The sequence below is a fragment of the Streptococcus parasanguinis genome (genome assembly GCF_016648855.1).
Classification (GTDB): Bacteria; Bacillota; Bacilli; order Lactobacillales; family Streptococcaceae; genus Streptococcus; species Streptococcus parasanguinis_L.
The window spans coordinates 184190-208748 of sequence record NZ_JACLQU010000001.1 but is presented as its reverse complement, the minus strand read 5'-3'; the positions used below and the strand labels follow the sequence as shown (position 1 = coordinate 208748).

Sequence of the window (24559 nt, the reverse complement as noted above, 5' to 3'; positions counted from 1 at the left end):
CTGCTTTCTTTACGATTCAATTTATGGTAAAATGAAGTGTTAAAACAGTTTAAGGAGGTAGCAAATGCGTTGTCCAAAATGTGGTGGAAGTAAGTCTAGTGTGGTGGATAGTCGACAAGCTGAAGATGGGAACACCATCCGTCGTCGCAGGGAATGCGAAGAATGCCATTATCGCTTTACTACCTACGAACGAGTGGAAGAGCGGACTCTAGTGGTCGTCAAAAAGGATGGGACACGCGAGCAATTTTCTCGTGATAAAATCTTTAATGGTATTATCCGCTCAGCTCAAAAACGGCCTGTTTCTAGTGACGAAATCGAAGAAATTGTAAACCGGATTGAACAAAAGGTTCGCAGCCAAAGTGATAATGAAATCAACAGTGAGTATATTGGTTCGTTGGTCATGGATGAGTTAGCAGATCTAGATGAGATCACCTATGTCCGTTTTGCTAGTGTTTACCGGAGTTTCAAGGATGTCGGTGAGTTAGAGACCCTCTTGAAACAAATTACGAAGGGAACCAAGAAGAAAAAGGAAAAATAGATGAAGCCCAATACGCCTTTCGCATTTTTAAAAAATAATCTTCTTCCACCGGCAGGGGCTGCATTGGAGCAGTATTACCTGCCTATTTTAGAGACGGAAACGGTAGCAGTTTATCGTTATCTGCTCGCCTCTTATGATCAGGGTGAAAAACAATATTTACTTGCTCAAATCCTCAATCATTTGAATATAGGATTTCCACAGTTGCTACTGGCTTTTGACCGGTTAATTGCCATGGGTTTGCTCGATCTCTATGAGGAAGAAGTTGGGATCACCATTCAGTTACATGCTCCTCTTGCCTCAGAACAATTTTTTTCGAATGCTGTTTTCAAACGTTTGCTTGAAAAGAAAATTGGGGAAAAGGCCGTGGAGGATCTGCTCCCAGCACGCTCTTTAGGGACTAAACGGCAAGTTTCCTTCTCGCAAGTCTTTGGACTAGATGCTGGGGAGGTGACTGTTGTTGCCAGTAAGAAACAGCAGTTTGATATGGAGATGTTTAAGCGAATGATGGGGCGTGATGGGCTTCGTTTCGCAGATGAAGGAGAAGCAACCCTAGCCCTCTTTGCCATCGCAGAAGAGCAGCAATGGACCTGGTATGAAACCTATCTCCTAGCCAAAGAAACGGCTGTAGACCGGATTGTCTCTCCAAATAGAATGAAGCAAAAGTTGGCTCAGGCCAACCAAGAGCAACCACGCATGTCCTATAGCCGTCAGGAAGAAACTATTCTGAGGGAAGCGAAGGCAAAATCCAGCCTACAATTTCTAGCGGAGATTAAGAAGGCGCGCAATGCGACCATTACGCAGAGCGAACGCAAGACTTTATCCAAGTTAGCTGATCTAGGCTTATTAGATGAGGTGATCAATATCATCTTATTGTTGACCTTTAATAAGACCCAGTCTGCTAATCTCAATGAAAAGTATTCTTTGAAGGTAGGAAATGATTTTTCTTATCAAGGGGTCAACAGTGCAGAACTGGCGATTTTAAAAGTTCGAGAACGCCAGGAACAAGCTAAGGCTCAAGGAAACAAGGGAACGAGTCCTACATCAGCCAAGAGTAAGCACAGCAATGTTCCCAAGTGGAGCCAACCAAACTATCAAAATCAAACCAGTCAAGCAGAAAAGGTGGATCTTGCTAAAGAGAAACAACGCCTGTTAGAAAAACTGAATCAAGGAGGTGAGTAGATGGAAAGTGTAGGTCAAACCATGTCTCATATGAACCGTGCGCGTCAATTTAACTATGAGGATTTGGTCGCACAGATCTTGGCAGACCAAGAAGTTGCTGCCTTTATCAAGGACCAGTCTTTGTCTGAACAAGAAATTCGACGGAGTATTTCAAAATTTAATCAATACATTAGTGAACGCAACCGTTTCTTATTGGGAGATCCGGATTATATTGCCAAAGGTTATAAGCCCATCCTCACCATGAATGAAGGCTATGCAGATGTCGCTTATGAGGAAACGCCAGAGTTAATCGAAGCCCAAAAACGAGCTGCGATCAACCAACGTCTCAACTTGATCAATCTCCCTTCAACCTTGAAAGAAGCGAGTCTAGCCAAGGTAGAGCTCGATGATAAGGGACGATTTGAGGCCTTTGAAGAATTAGCCAATTTTGTAGCCAACTATCCGGAATATCAAAAGGGGATCTACCTCTATGGTGATTTTGGAGTAGGAAAGAGCTACATGATGGCAGCCTTGGCTCATGATTTATCCGAAAAACGTCAGGCCTCTACTACCCTACTTCATTTCCCAAGTTTTGCGATCGATGTCAAAAATGCCATCAGTTCAGGCTTGGTCAAAGAAACCGTCGATCAGGTGAAAAAAGCCGAAATTTTAATTCTCGATGATATCGGTGCGGAACAGATGTCAGCCTGGGTGCGAGATGAAATCTTACAGGTGATTTTGCAGCACCGAATGCAGGAAAATCTCCCAACCTTCTTTACTTCTAACTTTAATTTTGAAGAGTTGGAACGTCATTTTGCAGCTTCGCGCAATGGGGATGAAACCTGGCAGGCCAAACGGGTCATGGAGCGCGTGAAATTTTTAGCCAAGGAAATCCATCTGGAAGGAGTCAATCGCCGATGAATGAAACCATCCGTTTAATGAAATCTCATTTTTCTGTTCGCCGTTTTAAGGAAGAAGCCATCAAAGAAGCTGACCTCAAGGAAATTTTATCAGCTGGGCAGATGGCATCAAGTTGGAAAAATTTTCAGTCTTATTCTGTGATTGTGGTCAAAAGCAAGGAAAAGAAAGAAGCCCTCTACGACTTGCTTCCTCAAGAAGCGATTCGCCAATCAGCCGTCTTTCTCCTCTTTGTTGGGGATTTAAACCGTGCTGGAAAAGCTGTCAAACTTCATGAGCAGGATTTCCATCCTGAAGGGGTGGACAACTTACTGATCACCTCAGTGGATGCGGCTCTAGCAGCTCAAAATACACTATTGGCAGCTGAAAGTCTCGGCTATGGTGGAGTGATTATCGGCATGTTGCGCTACTGTTCAGAAGAAGTCGCAGAACTCTTCCGTCTGCCAGACTATACCTATCCGGTTTTTGGGATTGCCCTCGGAGTACCCAACCAGCAACATGCGGTGAAACCACGTTTGCCATTGGAGCAGGTTGCTTTTGAAGAAGAATACCAAGAACAAGACCTATCAGTTGTGACTGCCTATGACAAGGTTCAGGCAGATTATGCTGGAGCGCGTGCAACCGATAGCTGGAGCGAGCGCCTTGCAGCTCAATTTGGTCAACCTGAACAAGAAGAGACCAAAAAACTACTAGAAAAACACAAACTATTATGAAATGAAGAGAGGCGTTCTTGAACCGAGGTCTCGCCTTTCATTAGAAAAGAGGAAATCATGGCCCTACCAACTATTGCGATTGTAGGCCGTCCCAATGTCGGAAAATCGACGCTCTTTAACCGGATTGCCGGTGAGCGGATTTCCATCGTTGAGGATGTAGAAGGAGTCACTCGTGACCGCATTTATGCAACAGCTGAGTGGTTGAATCGAAAATTTAGTATCATTGATACGGGGGGAATTGATGACGTAGATGCCCCATTTATGGAGCAAATCAAGCATCAGGCAGAAATTGCCATGGACGAAGCAGATGTGATCGTCTTTGTTGTTTCTGGAAAAGAAGGGATCACGGATGCGGATGAATATGTCACTCGTATCTTGTATAAGACCCATAAACCGGTGATTCTTGCAGTCAACAAGGTGGATAACCCAGAGATGCGCAATGATATCTATGACTTTTATGCCTTAGGACTGGGTGAGCCACTACCGGTATCCTCTGTCCACGGGATCGGAACTGGGGATGTTCTCGATGCCATCATCGAAAATCTTCCGAATGACACAGAAGAAGAAAATCCAGATATCATCAAATTTAGCTTGATTGGTCGTCCAAATGTTGGGAAATCAAGCTTGATCAATGCGATCCTTGGAGAAGACCGGGTCATCGCAAGCCCTGTTGCTGGAACCACACGGGATGCTATCGATACCCATTTTACCGATGCAGATGGCCAAGAATTTACCATGATCGATACAGCTGGTATGCGCAAATCTGGTAAAATCTATGAAAACACTGAGAAATATTCTGTCATGCGTGCCATGCGTGCCATCGACCGTTCAGATGTGGTTTTGATGGTTATCAATGCCGAAGAAGGGATTCGGGAGTATGATAAGCGGATCGCTGGCTTTGCTCATGAAGCTGGTAAAGGGATGATCATTGTTGTCAACAAATGGGATACTATTGAAAAAGACAACCATACCATGAAGCAGTGGGAAGATGACATTCGCGATCAATTCCAATACCTTTCATATGCGCCGATTGTCTTTGTCTCTGCCTTGACCAAACAACGCTTGCACAAGTTGCCAGAGATGATCAAACAGATCAGTGAGAGTCAAAATACACGGATTCCTTCAGCTGTCTTGAACGATGTGATTATGGATGCCATTGCCATTAATCCAACGCCGACCGACAAAGGAAAACGTCTCAAGATCTTCTATGCGACACAAGTGGCAACCAAGCCGCCAACTTTTGTGGTCTTTGTTAATGAAGAAGAACTGATGCACTTCTCATACCTCCGTTTCTTGGAGAACCAAATTCGCAAGGCCTTTGTTTTTGAAGGAACTCCAATCCATTTGATTGCGCGGAAACGGAAGTAGGGAATACGAGACAAATGGATCAAAGTGGAGAAGGATATTTCAAATGATAAAATGCTTATTCTTCCAACTATGAAAACAACTAAAAGTAGCGCATAAGCGTTGCTTTTTTTAATAAGCTGGTAAAATGAAGTGGAGGATAGTCAGATGCATAGTTTCATAGTCCGGATATTCTATATTCCTTATGCTTTTTTTAAGGATGAGTAGAGTAAACTCATGAAGATCATGAGAGCTTTAGGTTTGTATACTTATTATTTAAAATCTATCTGTATCTCTTGTTTCTCGGTTCGATCGTAAGCTTGGAGCTCTTGATCCTATTGTTGGGGATTTTATTAAACAATAGGTCTTGTTTTTTGTCTTTTTCTGTGGGCTATCGGGATCTTTCTCCTCTCTATTTACCTATTCTGTCTAATGTTCGCTCAAACAGTTAAAAGAAAAAAATCATGGATAGCTGATTGAGGTAACTCTGTTACGAAATCAGGTGAAAAGCTGGGACAAGACTGTCTCAGTTTTTTTCTAAAAGTAAGTTAAAATCCTTTTAATAGTAAAATTATCTTTTCTAATTTTATCTTAAATATGGTATAATAAAGGGATTAATCTAAGGTGGTAAACATGGCAAAATTAATTCCTGGGAAGGTTCGTTCACAAGGGAGCCTTCTCTATGAAGCTGGGAAAGTTTCCCTTCAGGAAGTAAAAGAAAAATACCTGTATTTTCGGGTGGAAGAAGAAAGCTTGCGGTACAGTTTGGATGACGATGTCGTTTTTTGTAGCTGCGCTTTCTTTCAAAAGAAAAAATTCTGTACGCATCTAGCAGCTGTAGAAGCTTTTTTGAAGAATGATGACAGTGGGAAAGCTGCTCTTACAAGCCTTGAAGAAGACGCCACGGCGACTGAAGAAACGCAGGAGAAGGTCTCTTTTGGAAGTTTGTTTTTAGACCAGGTCCTTCCAAAAATCGAAAAGAAAGAAACTCGCTATGTCCTATCAGCAGTTGGGCAGGAGGATGAATACTCTGGTCAATTCTTGTGGACCCTTCGCATTCGTCGCTTGCCAGACGAGCGCTCTTATGTAATCAGAGATGTGCTAGCTTTTTTGCAGACCCTTCAGAAAGAAGGCCACTTTGCAATTGGCAAAAGTTACTATGAACCCATTTCTTACTTAGAATTTGATGGGTCTAGTCAGGATGTGATCAATTTCCTACAAGGCTTGGTCACAGATAGTGGATCGAAAGAGCAAGATTTCTTTCCCAATGCTGGGCGCCATCTTTATTTTCCACCGACTCTCTTTGAAGAAGCTGTAGAATTACTGATGAATTTGGATTCCTTCCTCTTGCAATATAGCTTGTATGATTTTTCTGAAGTCTATTTTCAGGATGTCCATGGGGAGGAAGATCTCTTTCATTTTCAGGTGGAAGACCATGGTGATTTTTACGAATTGATCATTACGGAGCCTCAAGTGAAGGTTGTCGAGTCGGCTAATTACCTGTTTCGAAATGGAGTGTTCTATCACCTGACGCCCCAACAGCGGACCCTATGGAAGGCCATTCAAGACTTACCAATGGATCAGGATCGCAAAAAACGCCTGCATTTTGATCCAACGGATCAGACCAAACTTTCCTATAGTTTAAAAGAGTTCAAAAAACTGGGACAAATAACCGCACCGACCAGCTTTTTAATCCACGATTTCACTCCGGAATTTCATTTTGATCTAGCACAGGACCAGACTGTTTTACTGGATGTAGTCTTTCAATACCAGGATCGTGTGGTGACCACGCGTGAGGAACTCCTCAATCTTCCTTATTCCAGTGATTTCGATAAGGAGCAAGAAGTCTTTTCAACCATGCTAGCAGCAGGTTTTACAGACGACTTTTCTTCCCAAAGAAGTCCGTTATCAAGTGAGCAAATCTATCCATTCTTTCATCGACAGATCCCGACTTTTGAAGCCTTAGGAGAGGTTACCCTCTCTGATAGCCTTTTAGATCTTTATCAAGTGGAGCGTCCAAAAATTGATGTTAAAACCAATGGCAGTCTACTGGAGATCGGTTTTGACTTTGAAAGTGTGGATCCAGCCGAAGTGGACCAGGTCCTCAAAGCTCTAGTGGGGCAAGCAGATTATTTTGTCAGCCATACAGGGAAGGTCCTTGTTTTTGATGAAGAAACCAAGAAGATCAGTCGAGCCCTAGCAGATTTGCGGGCGAAAATGAGCAAGGGTGGGAAACTACAAGCCCGCCGGATTGCCGCTTATCAGCTATCTGATTTGTTGGCAGATCAAGACAATGTTCATTTTTCAGAAGAATTTCGAAATTTAGCTCATGATCTGACTCATCCAGAAGACTTCCAACTCCCTCAGATGACAATCCAAGCGACCCTAAGGGATTACCAAGAAACAGGGGTCAAATGGTTCTCCATGCTAAATCATTATGGTTTTGGTGGTATTTTAGCGGATGATATGGGGCTTGGTAAAACTCTGCAGACCATTTCCTTCTTGACTAGTGTTGCAAAAAAAGAAACTAAAATCTTGATTCTAGCTCCATCTAGTCTCATCTACAATTGGAAACAAGAATTTTCAAAATTCGCTCCTCAGATGGAGGTGGCCGTCGTCTATGGTCTCAAGCAGCACCGAGATGAACTCATCGCAACCAATCCACAGGCAGTTATCACTAGTTACGCGTCTTTCCGTCAAGATGTGGAGGAATACCAGAAGAATCAGTATGAGTACTTGATTCTAGATGAAGCCCAGGTCATGAAAAATGCCCAAACCAAGATTGCCCAACACTTACGTGGCTTTGACGTTCCGCACGTATTTGCCCTATCTGGGACACCGATTGAAAACCATGTGGGTGAACTCTGGTCCATTTTCCAAATTGTCCTTCCAGGGCTCTTCCCAGCTAAAAAAGAATTTCAAAAGTTGAGTCCTGAGACCATTGCGCGATTTGTCAAACCTTTCGTCATGAGACGGAAAAAAGATGAAGTGCTCCAAGAATTACCGGACTTGATTGAAACAACCTATCACAATGAGTTGGATGAAAGTCAAAAAACGATCTATTTGACTCAATTAAAACAAATTCAAGATCGGGTTCGAAGCTCTAGCGAGGAAGAACTAAATCGGAGTAAGGTGGAAATTCTCTCGGGTCTCATGCGCCTTCGCCAAATCTGTGATACCCCCGCCCTCTTTATGGAAGACTATCAGGGAGATAGTGGGAAATTGGAGAGCTTTCGAGATCTTTTGGGTCAAATCAAGGATGGCGAACACCGGGTTTTGATCTTCTCTCAATTTAGAGGCATGCTGGATATCCTAGAGCAGGAAATTGACCAGCTTGGCATGACCTCCTTTAAAATCACGGGATCCACTCCCGCTAAAGATCGTCAAGAAATGACCAATGCTTTTAATGCGGGTGAGCGCCATGCTTTTCTCATTTCTCTGAAGGCTGGAGGGGTTGGATTGAACCTCACTGGTGCCGATACGGTCATCTTAGTCGATTTGTGGTGGAATCCTGCAGTGGAAGACCAGGCTATTGGACGTGCCCATCGAATGGGACAGGAACAAAATGTTGAAGTTTACCGCATGATCACTCGTGGTACGATTGAAGAAAAAATCCAAGAACTGCAAGCTTCCAAAAGACACTTGGTCTCAACGATTTTAGATGGAACGGAAACACGATCTAGTTTATCGGTTGAGGAAATTCGTGAGATTCTTGGAATTCAGTCAGAATAGCTTGAAAAATTCTGTGAATAGTTTATAATTAATGGAGTGTCGAAAGGAAGAAAGCATGACAGAAAAATATTTTCCTCAAGTAGGGGATAATGAGTTGATGTTAACAGAGATGCCTCACATGAACCTGTATGATGAAACAGATTTGATTAGTAACATTACAGGCGACTATGTGGATAAAAATTATTTGGAATGGCAACCGATTGCTGAAAATACCAAACCTAAGCATCCTTACCACCAACCACTAGAAGAGCCCCTACCGAAAAGACGGCCAGTAAGAAAACCTGATTTTAAAGAGCCGATTGATAAAAAAAGTCCAGCCAATCGTTATGCAGAGGAAGCGAGAGAGCGTGCGCGTGAAGATCTGAAAAAGAAACGCACAGCCCCCTATCTGACAACGGATCCAGCAGCTACCACAAGTAAGCGGAAAAAACCGTTTATTTCAGAACGGAAACCCGGTCAGCCAACGGCTCCCTTCCAAAAGGAAAACCCAGGCGAATTATTGAAATATAGCAAACGATTGCGACAAGATCAGTTGATCCTTGCAGAGTTCGAATCTGCAGGAGAACCAGAAGTGGCAGAACCGACTGAAAAGAAAAACAATTATGATTTCTTAAAGACTAGCCAAATATACAATAAAGATCAACACAAGTTGAAACCACAGCCAATCAAACAAGAATTGGATTTAACCCATCTAGATCAAGAATAAGGAGAAAATATGTCTAACACATACCATTTTATTGGAATTAAAGGAGCAGGGATGAGTGCTTTAGCCCTCATGCTTCACCAAATGGGACATACGGTTCAAGGGTCAGATGTTGAAAAGTATTACTTTACGCAACGTGGCTTGGAACAAGCAGGAATTCAAATTTATCCATTTGATGTGAAAAATTTGGAAGGCGACAAGATCCTCATTGCCGGGAATGCTTTCCGTCCAGATAACAATGTGGAAATCGCTTATGCAGATGAGCATGGCCTAACCTATAAACGCTACCATGAATTCCTTGGTGAATTTATGCGAGAATTCGTCAGCATGGGAGTTGCCGGAGCACACGGAAAAACCTCAACAACAGGGATGCTTTCTCACGTTTTATCAAATATCACTGATACCAGTTATTTGATTGGTGACGGGACAGGTCGTGGTTCTGCAGCAGCCAAATACTTTGTCTTTGAATCAGATGAGTATGAACGCCACTTTATGCCTTACCATCCTGAATACAGCATCATCACCAATATTGACTTCGACCATCCAGACTATTTCACGAGCTTAGAAGATGTCTTTAATGCCTTTAACGATTATGCCAAACAAATCAGCAAAGGCCTCTTCATCTACGGAGAAGACAAAGAATTGCGTCGGATTACCTCATCAGCACCAATTTATTACTATGGTTTTGATAAGGAGACGAATGATTTTGTGGCAAGCAACCTGCTTCGTTCAACGACTGGTTCAACCTTCAACGTTCATTTCCGTGGAGAAGATTTGGGGCAATTCCATATCCCAACTTTTGGTCGCCACAACATCATGAATGCCACAGCAGTCATTGGTTTGCTTTACATTGCAGGATTTGACTTAGATTTAGTCCGCGAGCATTTGAAGACCTTTGCTGGAGTGAAACGTCGCTTCACTGAAAAAGTAGTCAATGGAACAGTGATCATCGATGACTTTGCGCACCATCCAACGGAAATTATTGCAACCTTGGATGCAGCCCGTCAAAAATACCCAAGTAAAGAGATTGTGGCCATTTTCCAACCACATACCTTTACACGGACGATTGCCTTGTTAGATGAATTTGCTGAAGCTTTGAATCAAGCAGATGCTGTTTACTTGGCACAGATCTATGGTTCTGCGCGGGAAGTCGATCACGGCGATGTGAAAGTTGAAGATTTGGAAGCAAAAATTGTCAAACGTTCAGCGATTATTACAGCTGAGAATGTTTCTCCTCTTCTTGACCATGACAATGCAGTCTATGTCTTTATGGGAGCAGGAGATATTCAAACCTATGAATACTCATTTGAGCGTTTATTATCTAGTTTGACACATAGTGTACAATAAGAGATGATTGAGTCTGGAATCGATTGGTTCCAGACTCAAATTTATCTGTCCGCTGAAGAATCATGAAATGAGGAGAGCAGGATGATGATTCGATCAATCACCCCAGCTGATCAAGAACAGCTGTTATTGCTAGAAGATGAACTTCATGACAATGAAGGAAAGAAGCACAAGGCCACTCTTGAGGAAGCGCTAGATTCGAAGGAAACCATTTCTTTGCTTGCAGAGCAGGCGGGGGATGCTGTGGCTTACTTGTTGGCGACAGAAGACCAGCCTTTAAAAGGAAACCTAATCGTATTTCGATTAGCAGTGAGACCAGCCTTTCAAGGTCAAGGCTATGGTTCTATTTTGATCGCTGCTTTAAAGGATCTAGCTGTTCAAAAGGAAAAGGAAGCCATTTGGATCGATTGCCCAGAAGACTTACTATCTTATTTTTCCCAGCAAGGATTTCGAGATGAAGCTGAGTCTGATCGAGGTGTCCGTATGGTTTGGGAACGATAGAAGGGGTAAATGATGAAAGAAAAGATTCACATTAGACAGGCAGAGCTGCAGGATTTGGATGCCATCGAGCGCATTGAGCTTGAGAATTTCTCAGAAGAAGAAGCGATTGCGCGTGAGATTTTAAAAGATCACATCGAAAAGATTCAAACGACATTTCTTGTAGCAGAGTGCCAAGGTCAGATTTTAGGCTATTTAGAAGGACCTGTTAGACTGGAGCGCTATTTGATCGATTCCTCTTTTTCAGAGGTTGAAGATCTAAGTCAGTTAGAACAGGGCTTTATTTCCATTACGAGTCTATCCATTGCTAAAGAAGCTCAAGGACTTGGAGTGGGAACCCTTTTGCTTGAAGCGATGAAAGAGATTGCGTTGAAAGATAATCGCCAAGGGATCAATTTGACCTGTCATGATTATTTGATTCCTTATTATGAAAAGCAAGGATTTACCAATGAGGGTCTCTCAGAATCCCAATATGCGGGTGAAGTTTGGTACAATCTGGTCTGGGAAAATGAAAAACTTGATTAAATAGGTATTTTGAAGAAGAAGAGCGATTTGTATTGCTTTTCTAAATCTTTTAAGATATAATATTAAGGATTATGATGAGGGAGGTCAATTATTTGACTGATAAATCACAAGACAGTGAGAAGTTATTAAGCTTCAAAGAGCAGATCCTCAGAGACTTAGAAGAGGCCAATGAGCAACTTCTAAAAATCGAAAAAGAGTATGATCTACCTGATCGAAGTATTGAAACCCCTTCTTCACTGAAAGAGGAGGAAGAAGCAACACTACCTCCAAAAGTAGAAGAATCTGCGTTGGCTCCCAAAGAAGAACCAGTGGAGCCGGTAAAGGCGACTCCTGCTGTGGAAGAAAAGAGTGAGCGTACAAAGCCTGCTAAAAAAGAACCAAGTCAGGAACCGGTAGAGGAAAGCTTATCGCGCTCTTCTCGTAACCAGCGCCAACAAAAACAAAAGAAACAAAATAAAATCGCTAAACGAATTGTGCGGACAGTGGTCAGCCTTTTGCTGATTGTGATCGTGGCTACAGGGATCTTTGCTGTGACCTATATCCATTCAGCTGTCAAGCCGATGGATAAAAATGCAACAGAATTCGTAACGGTTGAGATTCCAGCAGGTTCAAGTAATCGTGAGATTGGCGCGATCCTTGAGAAAAAAGGACTCGTGAAAAATGGTCAGTTCTTTAACTACTATACCAAGTTCAAGAACTATAGCAATTTCAAATCTGGTTATTTCAATTTGCAAAAGAGCATGGATCTAGAAACCATCATCCAAAAACTGCAAGAAGAGGGAACCAAAACTCCTCAGGCTCCAGTTCTTGGAAAGGTCACGATTCCAGAAGGTTATACGATCGATCAGATTGCGACGGCTATCACCACCGATGTCTCCACTAAGAAGGCCGGCAAGACTCCATTCAAGAAAGAAGATTTCTTGAAGGCTGTCCAAGACGATGCCTTTATTGAGAAGATGGTGGCCAAATATCCGAAACTCTTGGCGAATCTGCCAAGTAAGGATTCTGGTGTTCGCTACCGTTTAGAAGGTTATCTCTTCCCAGCAACTTATAACTATGGCAAAGATACCACAGTGAAAGAAATGATCGATCAGATGCTTGCGGCAATGGATCAAAACTTAAGCCCATACTATGAAACACTTGAGAGCAAGAACATCAATGTAAACGAAGTATTGACTCTTGCTTCCTTGGTTGAAAAAGAAGGGGCGACGGATCAGGACCGCAAAGATATCGCGAGTGTCTTCTATAACCGTTTGAACCAAGACATGCCTTTGCAAAGTAATATTGCAATTCTTTATGCAGAAGGGAAACTTGGTCAAAAGACGACCTTAAAAGAAGATGCAACGATCAATACAGAGCTGGATTCACCTTATAATATTTATAAGAATACCGGCTTGATGCCTGGCCCAGTGGATAACCCTGGAGTATCAGCGATCGAAGCGGCGGTGAACCCAAGTAAGACCGATTACTTGTATTTTGTCGCAAATGTCGAAAATGGTGAAGTTTTCTTCGCTAAGACATACGAAGAACACAATAAAAATGTTGAAGAACACGTCAATAGTAAATTGACACAAGCAAGTTCAAACTAGAAAAAGCATGTGGCGCGTCCACAGCTTTTTCATTCAAATAATAGAAAGAGAAGAATAATGGCAGAAAAAACATACCCAATGACCCTAGCAGAAAAAGAAAAATTGGAACAAGAATTAGAAGAATTGAAATTGGTCCGTCGACCTGAAGTGGTGGAACGGATTAAGATCGCTCGTTCATATGGTGACCTCTCAGAAAACTCTGAGTATGAAGCGGCAAAAGATGAACAAGCTTTTGTGGAAGGTCAAATCTCTAGCTTGGAAACAAAAATCCGTTATGCAGAAATCGTCGATAGTGACGCTGTTGCAGTAGACGAAGTAGCGATCGGAAAAACCGTTACAGTTCAAGAAGTTGGCGAAACAGATGAAGAAGTATACAGCATCGTTGGTTCAGCAGGGGCAGATGCCTTTGCAGGAAAGATTTCTAACGAAAGCCCAATCGGTCACGCTTTGATTGGTAAGAAGACAGGTGACGTTGTCACTGTTGAGACACCAGCTGGAAGCTACCAAGTGAAAATTTTGAACGTAGAAAAAACAGCGTAACTATAAAACGCAAGCCCTCCAAGAGGGCTTGTTTTTTGTGCTCTTAATCTTTTTGTGAGAGTGAAAATTCTTTGCTGACTGAACGATATCAAAAAAAGCACTTGAACCTTGGGTTCAAGTGCTACTGTATACCGCTAGAATTAGTAGTTTGTACTACTTTCTATTGCGTTGTTTTCCTGCATTGCGGTTGTTTTTTGGTTTGTGTTGGATTTGTGTCGTTGCAGTAGGTGTGACATCTTTTTTCACGCGGTGACTAGTCGCTTTTGGAGGATTGTTTTTGTATTCCTCAGCGACGCGCTTGCGAAGATTTGGACGAATCAAGTAGTTGATGACAAATTGTTGGATAATTTGGATCACCCCACCGACTACCCAGTAAAGAGTCACTCCGGCTGAAGAGATCAATGAGAAGACACCGATCATGATCGGACTCATCAGTGATGCTTTGCGCATGCTTTCCTTTTGGGTTTCATCTTCAATTCCATGAAGAGAGAGCATACTTTGGATATAGTAAAGAACTGCTACGATTGCTGTCAAGAGCAAGCTTGGTTTGCCGAGAGCAATGCCAAGGAAGCTACTATCTGCTACCCCTTTGGTGTGTTGAGCTGCAAAGAAGAGAGCTGAGAAGAATGGCATTTGGATCAAGAGTGGCAAACACCCAACTCCACCAAACATGCTAACTCCATTTTCACGTTGAGCAGCCATTAATTCCTGTTGCGCCAATAGCTTTTCTTCTTGTGTGCTAGCGTTCTTCATGCGCTCTTGGATTGGCCCAAGGATAGGTTTTAAGTAGTTCATCTTTTCAGATTGGTAGGTTGCCTTCCATGATTGGTACAAACCAAGTGGCAAGATGATCAACCGCACGATCAAGGTGACGATAATAATCCCGATCCCAAAGCCCAAGCCAAGGTTGTTGGCAAAGAATTTGATGGCTTCGCCCATTGGACGGCCAAGAAGATTCCAGATCAATCCAGTCGGATTTCCAGTTTTCCGATCGACACTCACGCATCCTGATAAGAAGACAAGCGAAGCTAGTCCCATCGATGCAAGTAATGCAAGTTTATTTTTTTTCACAAATAGTTCCTTCTTTTTTAAAATGTTACCTTTCTATTCTACTGTTTTTTTTTAAAATACACAATAGTTCTCTAGTCTTAATTTGCAATTTTAAAGTCTGTATAGTTTTCAAAGTTTGCGAGCGTAACATCTAAATAAGTTACATGTGCAAAAGGTGTAGGACCTTTGCGAATTTCTTGAATGAATTTGGCCATTTGGCTACTAGACTCTGCCTGTGCCAGAATGCCAACTGTTCCGTCGTCATTATTCCAGACACGGCCAGTGATCCCACCGATCTCTAAAGCAAGACTGTAGACTCCCCAGCGAAAGCCAACCCCTTGAACCCGTCCTTGGGCAATCATTTTTACCTTTTGCATGTGCAACCTCCTTGACTCGAAGAAATCTATCTGAGGCATGATTTCTTCTTTTTCTTTGTGCTATAATAGTTCTATGAATATTATAACGTCTAAATCCAATAATGTAATCAAAAATGCTAAAAAATTACATCAAAAAAAATACCGGATAGATTCTTATCTCATTGAAGGTTGGCATCTGTTTGAAGAGGCAGTAGAAAATCATGCGAAGATTCGGCAGGTCTTTGTTTTAGAAGCCTATTTAGACCGGGTAGAGGACATCCCAAAAGTCACCGTCGTGACTCCGGAGATTTTAAGTCTCCTGGCAGATTCGAAGACTCCGCAAGGAATTGTCGCAGAGATTCTTCTAGAGCAGCCAGAGCTTCCGGATCAGCTACAAGGGCGCTTCCTCTATTTGGAGGATGTACAGGATCCTGGCAATGTTGGGACTATGATTCGAACAGCAGATGCAGCAGGCTTTGATGGTGTCATGCTATCGAAAGCCTCCGCTGATCTATACAGTCTCAAGACCCTTCGATCCATGCAGGGCAGTCATTTCCATATTCCTATCTGGAAACTGGATCGAGAAGAACTATTGGAACGAGCTGCGAAATCTCATCTAGCAGTTCTCGCAACGACGCTTTCAGAAGCTTCCATTGACTACCGTCAGCTTCCTCAGACCGATCAGTTTATTCTGGTTATGGGCAATGAAGGAAATGGCATCAGCCAGGAAATGGCGGCACAAGCAGACCAGCTGGTTCATATTCCTATGCCAGGTCGGGCCGAGAGTTTGAATGTTGCAGTGGCAGCAGGAATTTTGATGTTTTCTTTAAGGAAATTTTGAGAAAAAGAAGTATACTTAACCTGTAAGAAGAAGTTGATGGAGATCTTATTGGGAGAGCTTATCAACGAAAGGTGGTTATCTTATGCAATATCATCGTGACAAAGAATACATGACCTATGTAGGCCATCTGATCCAGCATCCTAAGGTTCAAAAATTAGCTGACATTCCCCACCATATTCATTCCAATCGTTTGGAGCATTCCATTCATGTTAGCTATACCAGTTATAAACTGGCTAAAAAATTTGGTTGGGATGCTAAAAGTACGGCTCGGGGTGGCCTCTTGCATGACCTCTTTTACTATGATTGGCGCGAGACCAAGTTTACGAAAAGTCACGCCTGGATCCATCCCCGCATTGCCGTGAGAAATGCACGAAAGATCACAGATCTCAATGCCAAGGAAGAAGACATCATTATTAAACATATGTGGGGTGCTACCCTTGCCCCGCCTCGCTACAAAGAATCCTTCGTGGTGACGATGGTGGATAAATACTGGGCTGTTAAGGAAGCTTCAGAACCTTGGCGTAAAAAGATGGCTAAAAAGAGATTTTTTCATCGAAAAATGTTAAAATCGTAGTAAACAAATTTGAAAGGAACTTGTTAATATGTATAATGATTCAGTAATCCAAGAACAAAGTGGATTGAATGCTTTTTATAACAAAATCTACTCATTAGTTGGGATCGGTGTGGGGATTTCAGCCCTTGTGTCTGGCCTGATGATGACAGTCTTTCAAGACTTCTTCGTACAAATCTTGACAACCGCACCAATGGTTTACTATGCAGCAGTGGTTGTAGAATTGATCTTGGTCTTTGTTGCCAGTGGGAAGGCTGTTAAAAATAGCCCGTCTGCTCTTCCAATCTTCTTGATCTACTCAGCTTTGAATGGCTTTACCTTGAGCTTTATCATTGCTCGCTACATGCAAGCGACTGTCTATAAGGCTTTCTTGGTCAGTGCCTTGATGTTTATTGTCATGGGAGCTATCGGACGCGTCGTGAAAAAAGACCTGTCTGGTATGGGACGTGCCTTGATGGGAGTCTTGATCGGTGTGATCATCGCTTCTGTTGTGAACATGTTCTTGAGAAGTTCTGGAATGGACTATATCTTGAGTATCATCTCTGTCTTCCTCTTTGCAGGATTGACAGCTTGGGATAACCAAAAGATTCGCTATGTCTATGATCAAACAAATGGTCAACCTGCTACAGGTTGGGCAGTAGCGATGGCTTTGGAACTTTATCTTGACTTTATCAACCTCTTTATCAGCCTTCTTCGTATCTTCGGAAGAAACGACTAATCAAAGAGCAATTGAGCTGGGGCAGTTGCCTCGGCTTTTTTTGTCTTCCGACTTGTGCTATACTAATAGTGACTAAAGTATAGAAATGAGCGCTTATGAAAACACCTTTTGTAACCCGTGAACAATTAGAAAGCCTGACCCAAGAATTTCCGACCCCTTTCCATCTCTATGATGAAGCAGGAATTCGTGAAACGGCTCGTGCCCTCCATCAAGCTTTTGCTTGGAATGAAGGATTTAAGGAATATTTTGCCATCAAGGCGACTCCTAACCCATCGATCCTAAAAATTTTGCAAGAAGAGGGCTGTGGGGTTGACACTGCCAGCTATGTCGAATTGTTAATGGCGGATAAGCTGGGCTTTAGTGGAGAAGAGATCATGTTTTCTTCTAACAACACGCCAGCTGATGAATTTGTCTATGCTAGAGAATTAGGGGCAACGATCAATCTGGATGCCTATGAAGACATTGCTTTCTTGAAGTCTGTGACTAGCATTCCCAAGGTCATTTCTTGCCGCTATAATCCTGGTGGAGTTTTTGAACTGGGAACTGATATTATGGACAATCCGGAAGAAGCCAAGTTTGGAATGACCAAGGAGCAATTGATCCAAGCCTTTATCGAGTTGAAAGAACTGGGTGTGGAAGAGTTTGGCATTCACGCTTTATTAGCTTCTAATACAGTATCCAACGACTACTATCCAGAGCTAGCGCGTCAACTTTTTGAATTGGCAGTGGAAGTCGTCGAGAAAACAGGTGTCCACTTGGGCTTCATCAACCTCTCTGGTGGAGTTGGGGTCAATTACAAACCAGAACAAGAACCAAATGATATTGCCATTATTGGGGAAGGCGTGCATCGCGTTTTTGATGAGATTCTCAAACCGGCAGGACTTGGTCATGTGAAAATCTATACCGAGCTTGGTCGCTTTATGCTGGCTTCACATGGTCTTCTGGTAACCAGAGTGACGCATAAAAAGAAAACCTATCGGACCTATGTGGGCGTCGATGCTTCAGCTGTGAACCTTCTTAGACCGGCTATGTACGGTGCTTATCACCATATTACCAATATGGATCGTCCAGAGGAACCGACTGAAGTGGTCGATGTCGTGGGAAGTCTTTGTGAAAATAACGATAAATTTGCCAAACAACGAGAACTACCCGTGACGGAGATTGGAGATTTACTTGTGATTCATGACACTGGAGCCCATGGATTTTCAATGGGGTATCAGTACAATGCCAAGTTGCGTTCGGCAGAAGTTTTGCTTCAAGAAGATGGGCAAGCCCGTTTGATTCGTCGAGCAGAAAAACCAGAAGATTATCTTGCGACACTCTACGGCTTTGACATTGAAAAATAAGCGATTGTCTGATATAATGATAGTTATGTAAAAATAATGGATCGGAGAAAATTGTATGAATCTCTTTTTAGGAATTTTGTTGATTATTTTAGCTTTCTTTGGTGGGATGGTTGCAGGAATGTTCTTGCTTCGTCGTCAGTTTGAAAAAGAATTTGCATCAAACCCACGTTTGAATGTTGAAGCAGTCCGCACACTTTTAGGTGCGAGTGGCCAACGTCCAAGCGAAGCAAAAGTTCAACAAGTCTATCGCCAAATTATGACCCAACAAAAATCAGCAATGGCGAAAAACAAGAAAAAATAAGAGTGGGGCAATCTCACGATAATAAATGAGAGGGGCTTGGAGGAATTTCTTAGTCCCTCCTTTTGGAAGGAAGAGATATGGATAACCGACCGATTGGTTTTTTAGATTCTGGAGTAGGGGGCCTGACTGTTGTCCGCGAATTGCTCCGTCAGCTTCCTCACGAAGATGTCGTCTATATTGGAGATTCAGCGCGTGCACCTTATGGTCCTAGACCAGCAGACCAAATTCGCGAGTATACTTGGCAGATGGTGAACTTCCTTCTGACCAAAAATGTCAAGATGATTGTTTTAGCTTGTAATACAGCGACTGCAGTGGTTTGGGAAGAAGTCAAGGAAAAACTTGATATTCCTGTTTTGGGAGTGATTTTGCCCGGAGCTTCTGCAGCCATTAAATCAACGACCCATCAAAAAATTGGGGTGATTGGGACACCGATGACGGTTTCTTCTGGAATTTATAAAGAGAAGATTCAAAGTCTGGCACCAGATATGAAAGTCACCAGTTTAGCTTGTCCCAAGTTTGTTCCTTTAGTGGAATCCAACGAGTTGGCATCCAGTGTGACCAAAAAGGTGGTTTACGAAACCCTAAAACCACTAGTTGGAAAGGTTGATACCTTAGTCTTGGGATGTACCCATTATCCCCTTTTAAAACCGATCATTCAAAATGTGATGGGACCGGATGTCAAATTGATTGATAGTGGAGCGGAGTGTGTTCGGGATATTTCCGTCTTATTAAACTATTTTGAGCTCAATAAGAGCCGCGAACTCTTAGAGCAGACCCACCGCTTTTATACCACTGCAAATGCCAATAGCTTTGCAGCGATTGCCGAAAAATGGCTAGAACGTTCAGTGAATGTGGAGCACGTAAATTTATGAGTGACAAACTATTTGAGTACAAAGATTCCCAAGATTGGTATATTGCCCAATGGGGAGAAGATGCAGACTACAACCAATTTAGTCAAGTTCCTGCGGAAGCTTCCACTCTTTTAGACCAGCTGGAACTTCTCTTTGCCAAGGATCCTGGAGGATTTCCTCTCAATCTATCGGTGATGCGCTATGGATCAGCCTTTCGTTTCCTAACCTTTTTGACTGAAATCTTGAATGAAGTCAAGGGAAGATCTTTTGAAATTATCCAGCGTCAAGGAGCCTTACTCTTGGTTGAAAAAGGGAAATTGCTCTATTTGCATTTGCCAAGTGATGGGCTGGATTTGGAAGCCTTCTTGGGTCAAGACAAGGTCAAAGATACGATTCTTATTGCAACTCGAAATGAGGGAAAAACCAAAGAATTCCGTAATATGTTTGAAAAGCTAGGCTTTGAAGTGGAAAACCTCAATCAGTATCCAGAGCTTCCAGAAGTCGAAGAAACAGGGATGACCTTTGAGGAGAATGCCCGCCTAAAAGCTGAAACCATCGCAGAGCTAACTGGGAAAACAGTCTTAGCGGATGATTCAGGTTTGAAGGTAGATATCTTAGGAGGCTTACCAGGGGTTTGGTCAGCTCGCTTTGCTGGAGTAGGTGCGACAGATGCGGAAAACAATGCGAAATTGTTGCACGAATTGGCCATGGTTTTTGATTTGAAAGACCGTTCAGCCCAGTTCCATACAACCTTGGTGGTTGCAAGACCGGGCAAGGAAAGCTTAGTCGTTGAGGCTGATTGGCCAGGGTATATTAATTTTGAACCTAAGGGTGAAAACGGGTTTGGCTATGATCCGCTCTTCTTAGTTGGGGAAACGGGCCGTGCTGCCGCTGAATTAACACTTGAAGAAAAAAATACACAATCGCATCGTGCTTTAGCTGTTAAAAAGTTATTGGAGGTATTTCCATCATGGCAAAGCAAACAATCATCGTGATGAGTGACTCGCATGGAGACCGCTCCGTTGTTGAAGCAATTAAAGAAAAATATCTAGGCAAGGTCGATGGAATCTTTCACAATGGGGATTCTGAACTAAAAAGTGATGATCCTGTCTGGGAAGGGATTCACGTTGTCCAAGGAAACATGGATTTTTATGATGGCTATCCAGAACGCTTGGTGACCCAACTAGGGCCAACACGAATCATCCAGACCCATGGGCATCTCTTCCAGATCAATTTTAGTTTTCAAAAATTGGATCTGTGGGCCCAAGAGGAAGAAGCAGATATCTGTCTTTACGGCCACCTTCATATCCCAGATGCTTGGAAGGAAGGAAGAACCCTCTTTGTGAATCCTGGATCGATCAGTCAGCCACGCGGTCTGATTCGAGAGTGTCTCTATGCTAAAATTGAGATAGATGATTCTAATTACAAGGTAGAGTATTATACGCGAGATCATGAGTTGTATCCTGAATTGACAAAGGAGTTTAGCAGATGATAGCAAAGGAATTTGAACGTTTCTTGCTGGCACAGGAAGAGACGTTCTTAACTCCAGCCAAAAATTTAGCGGTCTTGATTGATACCCACAATGTAGACCATGCTGTCTTGTTGTTGAGCCAGATTAGCTATAGTCGTATTCCGGTAGTGACGGATGAACGCAAGTTTGTGGGGACGATCTCCCTAACGGATATTCTATCTTATCAATTGAAACATGAGATTCCTGAGGAGACTTTTGCTTCGATGGATATCGTAGACGTTGCAAAGAAGGAGGTCGGGGTCATCGGCTTAGACTTCAATTTGACAGAAGTTCTTCACAAGTTGGTGGATGACTCCTTCCTTTCGGTGGTGGATGAAGAAGGCTATTTCCAAGGGATTATTACACGGAAATCGATTCTTAAAGCCATCAATTCGCTCCTGCATGATTTTTCAAATGAATACGAGATGATTCCAAAATGAAAGAATTTATTGCAAGTTTTATTGATCAAAAAGAATTAAGTGAAAATTCTCAGTCAGCCTATTTCTATGATTTGGACCAGTTTATTGAGTCGATCCATGGGAAAGTGACGCAGACGAATTTGAGAATTTACCAAGCTTCGATTAAAGATTTTAAACCGGCGGTTCAAAAACGAAAATTATCCGCCGTCAACCAATTTTTATATTATTTGTATCAAGAACGCTTTATTTCTGAATACCATCGTTTGGTATTGCCTAAAATTCAACCGGCCAAGACCCATGATCGGGAATTGTTGGATCTGACCCATTTTTGGGAAGAATCAACTAACCCACAGGGACGCTTGATGGCCTTGTTGATTCTGGAGATGGGCTTATTGCCAAGTGAGATCCTCCAAGTCAAAGTCGAAGATATTCAGCTGGACTTTCATGTCATTCGAGTGGGCAAAGATGGCCAAAAACGGGTTTTAAAAGTTCCAGAGCCTTTACTGGATGAGTTGCAACTCTTCTTAGATGGTATTTATCTCTTTGATAATAAAGGAAAATGCTACTCCCGTCAGTGGGGATTCCGACAATTAGAAGCCTTCTTGATCGAAAAAGGCAATCAAGACCTTTCGGCGCAATCGATTCGTGAGCAATATATTTTGAAACAACGTGAACTCGGTGTGGATCTCTTTAGTATTGCGCGTGAATTGGGCCTAAAAACCATGGTGACATTAGAAAAATATAAATAATGGATATTAAAATTAAAGATTTTGAAGGGCCTTTGGACCTCTTGCTCCACTTGGTCTCTAAATACCAGATGGATATTTATGAGGTCCCCTTGATTGAGGTGATCGAACAGTATCTGGCTTATCTGGCGACTCTCCAGGCGATGAAACTAGAGGTAGCAGGGGAATACATGCTGATGGCTAGTCAACTAACCTTGATCAAGAGTCGAAGACTTCTTCCTAAGGTTGCAGAGGAGATGGATGAAGCAGAGGATCTCGAGCAGGACCTCCTTTCTCAATTGGAAGAGTACCGTACTTACAAGCAATTAGGAGAGTTGATGGCCTCACAGCACGAGGAGCGCGCCCTCTATTATTCAAAACCCAAGATGGAATTGGTCTACGACGATACGGAATTGCTTCACGATCGTACAACGGTGGATCTTTTCTTGGCTTTCTCAAAACTATTGACCAAGAAAAAAGAAGAATTCCGTCAGAACCATACGACCATTGTAAAGGATGAATACAAGATTGAGGATCTGATGGACCAGCTGCGTCACCGATTCCACGATCGCTCACAAGTTCTCTTGCAGGACTTGTTTCTAGAAGCAACGGATCTCCAAGAGGTCATTACTCTATTTCTTGCAACCCTTGAATTGATCAAGATTCAAGAAGTAACGGTGATCCAGGATAGGGCTTTTGGAGAAATTTACTTAAATAGGATTGAACATGAGCAAATTAGCTGAAATTGAAGCACTCTTATTTGTAGCAGGTGAAGAAGGAATTACTGCCAGACAAATCGCAGACCTTCTCTCTTTACCTCCGACAGGTGTGGTGCAAAGTTTAGAAAAATTAAGCCAAAAATACCAGGAGGACACAGATACCAGTCTGTGTTTGATGGAGACAGCTTCCCGTTATAAATTGGTGACAAAGGCAGACTACGCTTCAGTTTTACGAGACTATTCTAGAACGCCCATGAATCAAAGTTTGTCTCGGGCTGCCCTCGAAACCTTATCAATCATTGCTTATAAGCAACCAATCACCCGTGTGGAGGTCGATGATATTCGGGGTGTCAATTCCAGCGGTGCCATTACCAAACTACTGTCATTTGATCTGATCCGAGAGGATGGGAAAAAAGAAGTCCTCGGGCGTCCCAATTTGTATGTCACGACGGAGTATTTTTTGGATTATATGGGAATCAATCATTTGGAGGAATTACCAAAGGTTGAGGAAGTGGACATTGATCCAGAGGAAGGTCAATTATTTTCAGAGAGAACAGAGGAACTAGATGAGAATTAACAAATATATTGCCCATGCAGGCGTGGCTAGTCGTCGCAAGGCCGAAGAACTGATCAAGCAAGGCTTGGTTACAGTAAATGGCCAAGTTGTGCGTGAATTAGCGACTATTATTAAGACCGGTGATCAGGTTGAAGTAGAAGGCACTCCAATCTACAACGAAGAAAAGGTCTACTATCTTTTAAATAAGCCACGTGGCGTCATCTCTAGTGTATCTGATGATAAAGGGCGGACAACAGTCGTTGACCTTTTATCTCAAGTGCCAGAGCGTATCTACCCAGTGGGACGTTTGGACTGGGATACATCTGGTGTCTTGATTTTGACCAATGATGGTGATTTTACAGATGAGATGATTCACCCGCGCAATGAAATTGATAAGGTCTATGTGGCGCGTGTCAAAGGGATTGCCAATAAGGAAAACTTGCGTCCCTTGACGCGAGGGGTGACCATTGATGGAAAGAAAACTAAGCCAGCGACTTACGAAATCTTAAAAGTGGATGTTGAAAAGAATCGTTCAGTGGTTCAGTTGACTATTCATGAAGGGCGCAACCACCAGGTTAAAAAGATGTTTGAAGCTGTCGGACTTTTAGTGGATAAACTCTCCCGGACCCAGTTTGGAAATTTGGACGTCTCAGGACTACGTCCGGGTGAATACCGTCGCTTGAACAAAAAAGAAATCAGCCAACTGCACAATCTAGCAGTAACTAAATCTAAAAAAGCATGAAAAAAATCCTGATTGCACTGGTCAGAGGCTATCAAAAATGGATTTCTCCCCTATTTCCGCCTTCTTGTCGCTTTCAACCGACCTGTTCCAATTATATGATCCAAGCGATTGAACGTTTTGGTGTGAAAGGTGTCTTGATGGGGATTGCGAGGATTCTACGTTGCCATCCTGGAACCAAAGCAGGACCGGACCCCTTGCCAGACCATTTTAGTCTGAAGCGAAATGAAGAATCAAAATAGGACGATCGCAAAT

General features: G+C 42.7%; 28 protein-coding genes. 26 read left to right on the top strand and 2 right to left on the bottom strand.

Features of this window, described 5'->3' with window-relative positions; all coding sequences use genetic code 11:
* The first annotated feature begins 64 nt into the window (after positions 1 to 64).
* The 12 genes from nrdR (at position 65) to greA (ending at position 13602) form a co-directional block, all read left to right on the top strand.
* Positions 65 to 538 carry a transcriptional regulator NrdR gene (gene nrdR, locus H7T92_RS01000; RefSeq protein WP_003005476.1) on the top strand — a complete coding sequence of 158 codons (474 nt, stop codon included), beginning with the start codon at positions 65 to 67 and terminating at the stop codon, positions 536 to 538.
* Positions 539 to 1717: a replication initiation and membrane attachment family protein gene (locus tag H7T92_RS00995; protein WP_201036744.1), complete on the top strand. Its 1179-nt coding sequence runs from the start codon at positions 539 to 541 to the stop codon at positions 1715 to 1717.
* Positions 1718 to 2617 (top strand): primosomal protein DnaI, encoded by a 900-nt coding sequence (dnaI, locus tag H7T92_RS00990; protein WP_003008404.1) that lies wholly within the window; start codon positions 1718 to 1720, stop codon positions 2615 to 2617.
* Complete coding sequence (locus tag H7T92_RS00985; protein WP_049497789.1) at positions 2614 to 3327, top strand: nitroreductase family protein; 714 nt, start codon at positions 2614 to 2616, stop codon at positions 3325 to 3327. Before dnaI ends, H7T92_RS00985 begins: the two co-directional genes overlap by 4 nt.
* A 57-nt stretch (positions 3328 to 3384) precedes the next feature.
* On the top strand, positions 3385 to 4695 hold the full coding sequence (der, locus tag H7T92_RS00980) for a ribosome biogenesis GTPase Der (protein WP_031575509.1): 1311 nt from the start codon (positions 3385 to 3387) through the stop codon (positions 4693 to 4695).
* 609 nt (positions 4696 to 5304) lie between these two features.
* Positions 5305 to 8403: a DEAD/DEAH box helicase gene (locus tag H7T92_RS00975; RefSeq protein ID WP_201036743.1), complete on the top strand. Its 3099-nt coding sequence runs from the start codon at positions 5305 to 5307 to the stop codon at positions 8401 to 8403.
* Positions 8404 to 8458: 55 nt separating this feature from the next.
* A complete protein-coding gene (locus H7T92_RS00970) occupies positions 8459 to 9109 on the top strand; it encodes a hypothetical protein (RefSeq protein ID WP_003017389.1) in 651 nt (216 codons plus the stop codon).
* A 9-nt stretch (positions 9110 to 9118) separates the two neighbouring features.
* Entirely contained in the window at positions 9119 to 10453 is a 1335-nt protein-coding gene (gene murC / locus H7T92_RS00965; RefSeq protein ID WP_201036742.1) for a UDP-N-acetylmuramate--L-alanine ligase, read from the top strand.
* Positions 10454 to 10534: 81 nt separating this feature from the next.
* Positions 10535 to 10951, top strand: a complete 417-nt coding sequence (locus H7T92_RS00960; RefSeq protein WP_201036741.1) for a GNAT family N-acetyltransferase — start codon at positions 10535 to 10537, stop codon at positions 10949 to 10951.
* A gap of 12 nt (positions 10952 to 10963) precedes the next feature.
* The gene (locus H7T92_RS00955) at positions 10964 to 11473 is read left to right on the top strand and encodes a GNAT family N-acetyltransferase (protein WP_201036796.1); all 510 of its coding nucleotides are present in this window, start codon (positions 10964 to 10966) and stop codon (positions 11471 to 11473) included.
* 59 nt (positions 11474 to 11532) lie between these two features.
* Positions 11533 to 13062, top strand: a complete 1530-nt coding sequence (gene mltG / locus H7T92_RS00950) for an endolytic transglycosylase MltG (protein WP_463260732.1) — start codon at positions 11533 to 11535, stop codon at positions 13060 to 13062.
* A gap of 57 nt (positions 13063 to 13119) precedes the next feature.
* Positions 13120 to 13602: a transcription elongation factor GreA gene (gene greA, locus H7T92_RS00945; RefSeq protein ID WP_003005389.1), complete on the top strand. Its 483-nt coding sequence runs from the start codon at positions 13120 to 13122 to the stop codon at positions 13600 to 13602.
* Positions 13603 to 13755: 153 nt separating this feature from the next.
* Here greA and yidC read toward each other — a convergent pair whose 3' ends face one another.
* Positions 13756 to 14673: a membrane protein insertase YidC gene (yidC, locus tag H7T92_RS00940; RefSeq protein WP_003008377.1), complete on the bottom strand. Its 918-nt coding sequence runs from the start codon at positions 14671 to 14673 to the stop codon at positions 13756 to 13758.
* Between the two features lie 77 nt (positions 14674 to 14750).
* A complete protein-coding gene (locus tag H7T92_RS00935; protein ID WP_023918900.1) occupies positions 14751 to 15029 on the bottom strand; it encodes an acylphosphatase in 279 nt (92 codons plus the stop codon).
* 73 nt (positions 15030 to 15102) lie between these two features.
* Here H7T92_RS00935 and H7T92_RS00930 point away from each other — a divergent pair, with 73 nt between their 5' ends.
* From H7T92_RS00930 to yidD, 14 genes are all read left to right on the top strand, one after another.
* Positions 15103 to 15849, top strand: a complete 747-nt coding sequence (locus H7T92_RS00930; RefSeq protein ID WP_201036739.1) for a TrmH family RNA methyltransferase — start codon at positions 15103 to 15105, stop codon at positions 15847 to 15849.
* Between the two features lie 82 nt (positions 15850 to 15931).
* On the top strand, positions 15932 to 16423 hold the full coding sequence (locus H7T92_RS00925; protein WP_049482905.1) for an HDIG domain-containing metalloprotein: 492 nt from the start codon (positions 15932 to 15934) through the stop codon (positions 16421 to 16423).
* Positions 16424 to 16451: 28 nt separating this feature from the next.
* Positions 16452 to 17138, top strand: coding sequence for a Bax inhibitor-1/YccA family protein (locus H7T92_RS00920; protein ID WP_003008369.1), 687 nt, complete (start codon positions 16452 to 16454; stop codon positions 17136 to 17138).
* A gap of 95 nt (positions 17139 to 17233) precedes the next feature.
* A complete protein-coding gene (locus H7T92_RS00915) occupies positions 17234 to 18484 on the top strand; it encodes a diaminopimelate decarboxylase (RefSeq protein WP_201036738.1) in 1251 nt (416 codons plus the stop codon).
* Positions 18485 to 18539: 55 nt separating this feature from the next.
* On the top strand, positions 18540 to 18785 hold the full coding sequence (locus H7T92_RS00910; protein WP_049514904.1) for a YneF family protein: 246 nt from the start codon (positions 18540 to 18542) through the stop codon (positions 18783 to 18785).
* A gap of 77 nt (positions 18786 to 18862) precedes the next feature.
* A complete protein-coding gene (gene racE / locus H7T92_RS00905; protein WP_013904021.1) occupies positions 18863 to 19657 on the top strand; it encodes a glutamate racemase in 795 nt (264 codons plus the stop codon).
* Positions 19654 to 20631, top strand: coding sequence for a nucleoside-triphosphate diphosphatase (locus H7T92_RS00900; RefSeq protein WP_201036737.1), 978 nt, complete (start codon positions 19654 to 19656; stop codon positions 20629 to 20631). The genes racE and H7T92_RS00900 overlap by 4 nt, the downstream gene beginning before the upstream one ends.
* Positions 20607 to 21128 (top strand): metallophosphoesterase, encoded by a 522-nt coding sequence (locus tag H7T92_RS00895; RefSeq protein WP_201036736.1) that lies wholly within the window; start codon positions 20607 to 20609, stop codon positions 21126 to 21128. The genes H7T92_RS00900 and H7T92_RS00895 overlap by 25 nt, the downstream gene beginning before the upstream one ends.
* Positions 21125 to 21586, top strand: coding sequence for a cyclic-di-AMP-binding protein CbpB (cbpB, locus tag H7T92_RS00890; RefSeq protein ID WP_201036735.1), 462 nt, complete (start codon positions 21125 to 21127; stop codon positions 21584 to 21586). Before H7T92_RS00895 ends, cbpB begins: the two co-directional genes overlap by 4 nt.
* The gene (gene xerD / locus H7T92_RS00885) at positions 21583 to 22314 is read left to right on the top strand and encodes a site-specific tyrosine recombinase XerD (protein ID WP_201036734.1); all 732 of its coding nucleotides are present in this window, start codon (positions 21583 to 21585) and stop codon (positions 22312 to 22314) included. The genes cbpB and xerD overlap by 4 nt, the downstream gene beginning before the upstream one ends.
* Positions 22314 to 23033: a segregation/condensation protein A gene (locus H7T92_RS00880; protein WP_013904016.1), complete on the top strand. Its 720-nt coding sequence runs from the start codon at positions 22314 to 22316 to the stop codon at positions 23031 to 23033. Before xerD ends, H7T92_RS00880 begins: the two co-directional genes overlap by 1 nt.
* Positions 23017 to 23586, top strand: coding sequence for an SMC-Scp complex subunit ScpB (gene scpB, locus H7T92_RS00875; protein ID WP_009731504.1), 570 nt, complete (start codon positions 23017 to 23019; stop codon positions 23584 to 23586). The genes H7T92_RS00880 and scpB overlap by 17 nt, the downstream gene beginning before the upstream one ends.
* Positions 23576 to 24307, top strand: coding sequence for a pseudouridine synthase (locus H7T92_RS00870; RefSeq protein WP_003005375.1), 732 nt, complete (start codon positions 23576 to 23578; stop codon positions 24305 to 24307). Before scpB ends, H7T92_RS00870 begins: the two co-directional genes overlap by 11 nt.
* The gene (gene yidD, locus H7T92_RS00865; protein WP_042766312.1) at positions 24304 to 24546 is read left to right on the top strand and encodes a membrane protein insertion efficiency factor YidD; all 243 of its coding nucleotides are present in this window, start codon (positions 24304 to 24306) and stop codon (positions 24544 to 24546) included. The genes H7T92_RS00870 and yidD overlap by 4 nt, the downstream gene beginning before the upstream one ends.
* Positions 24547 to 24559 lie beyond the last annotated feature (13 nt).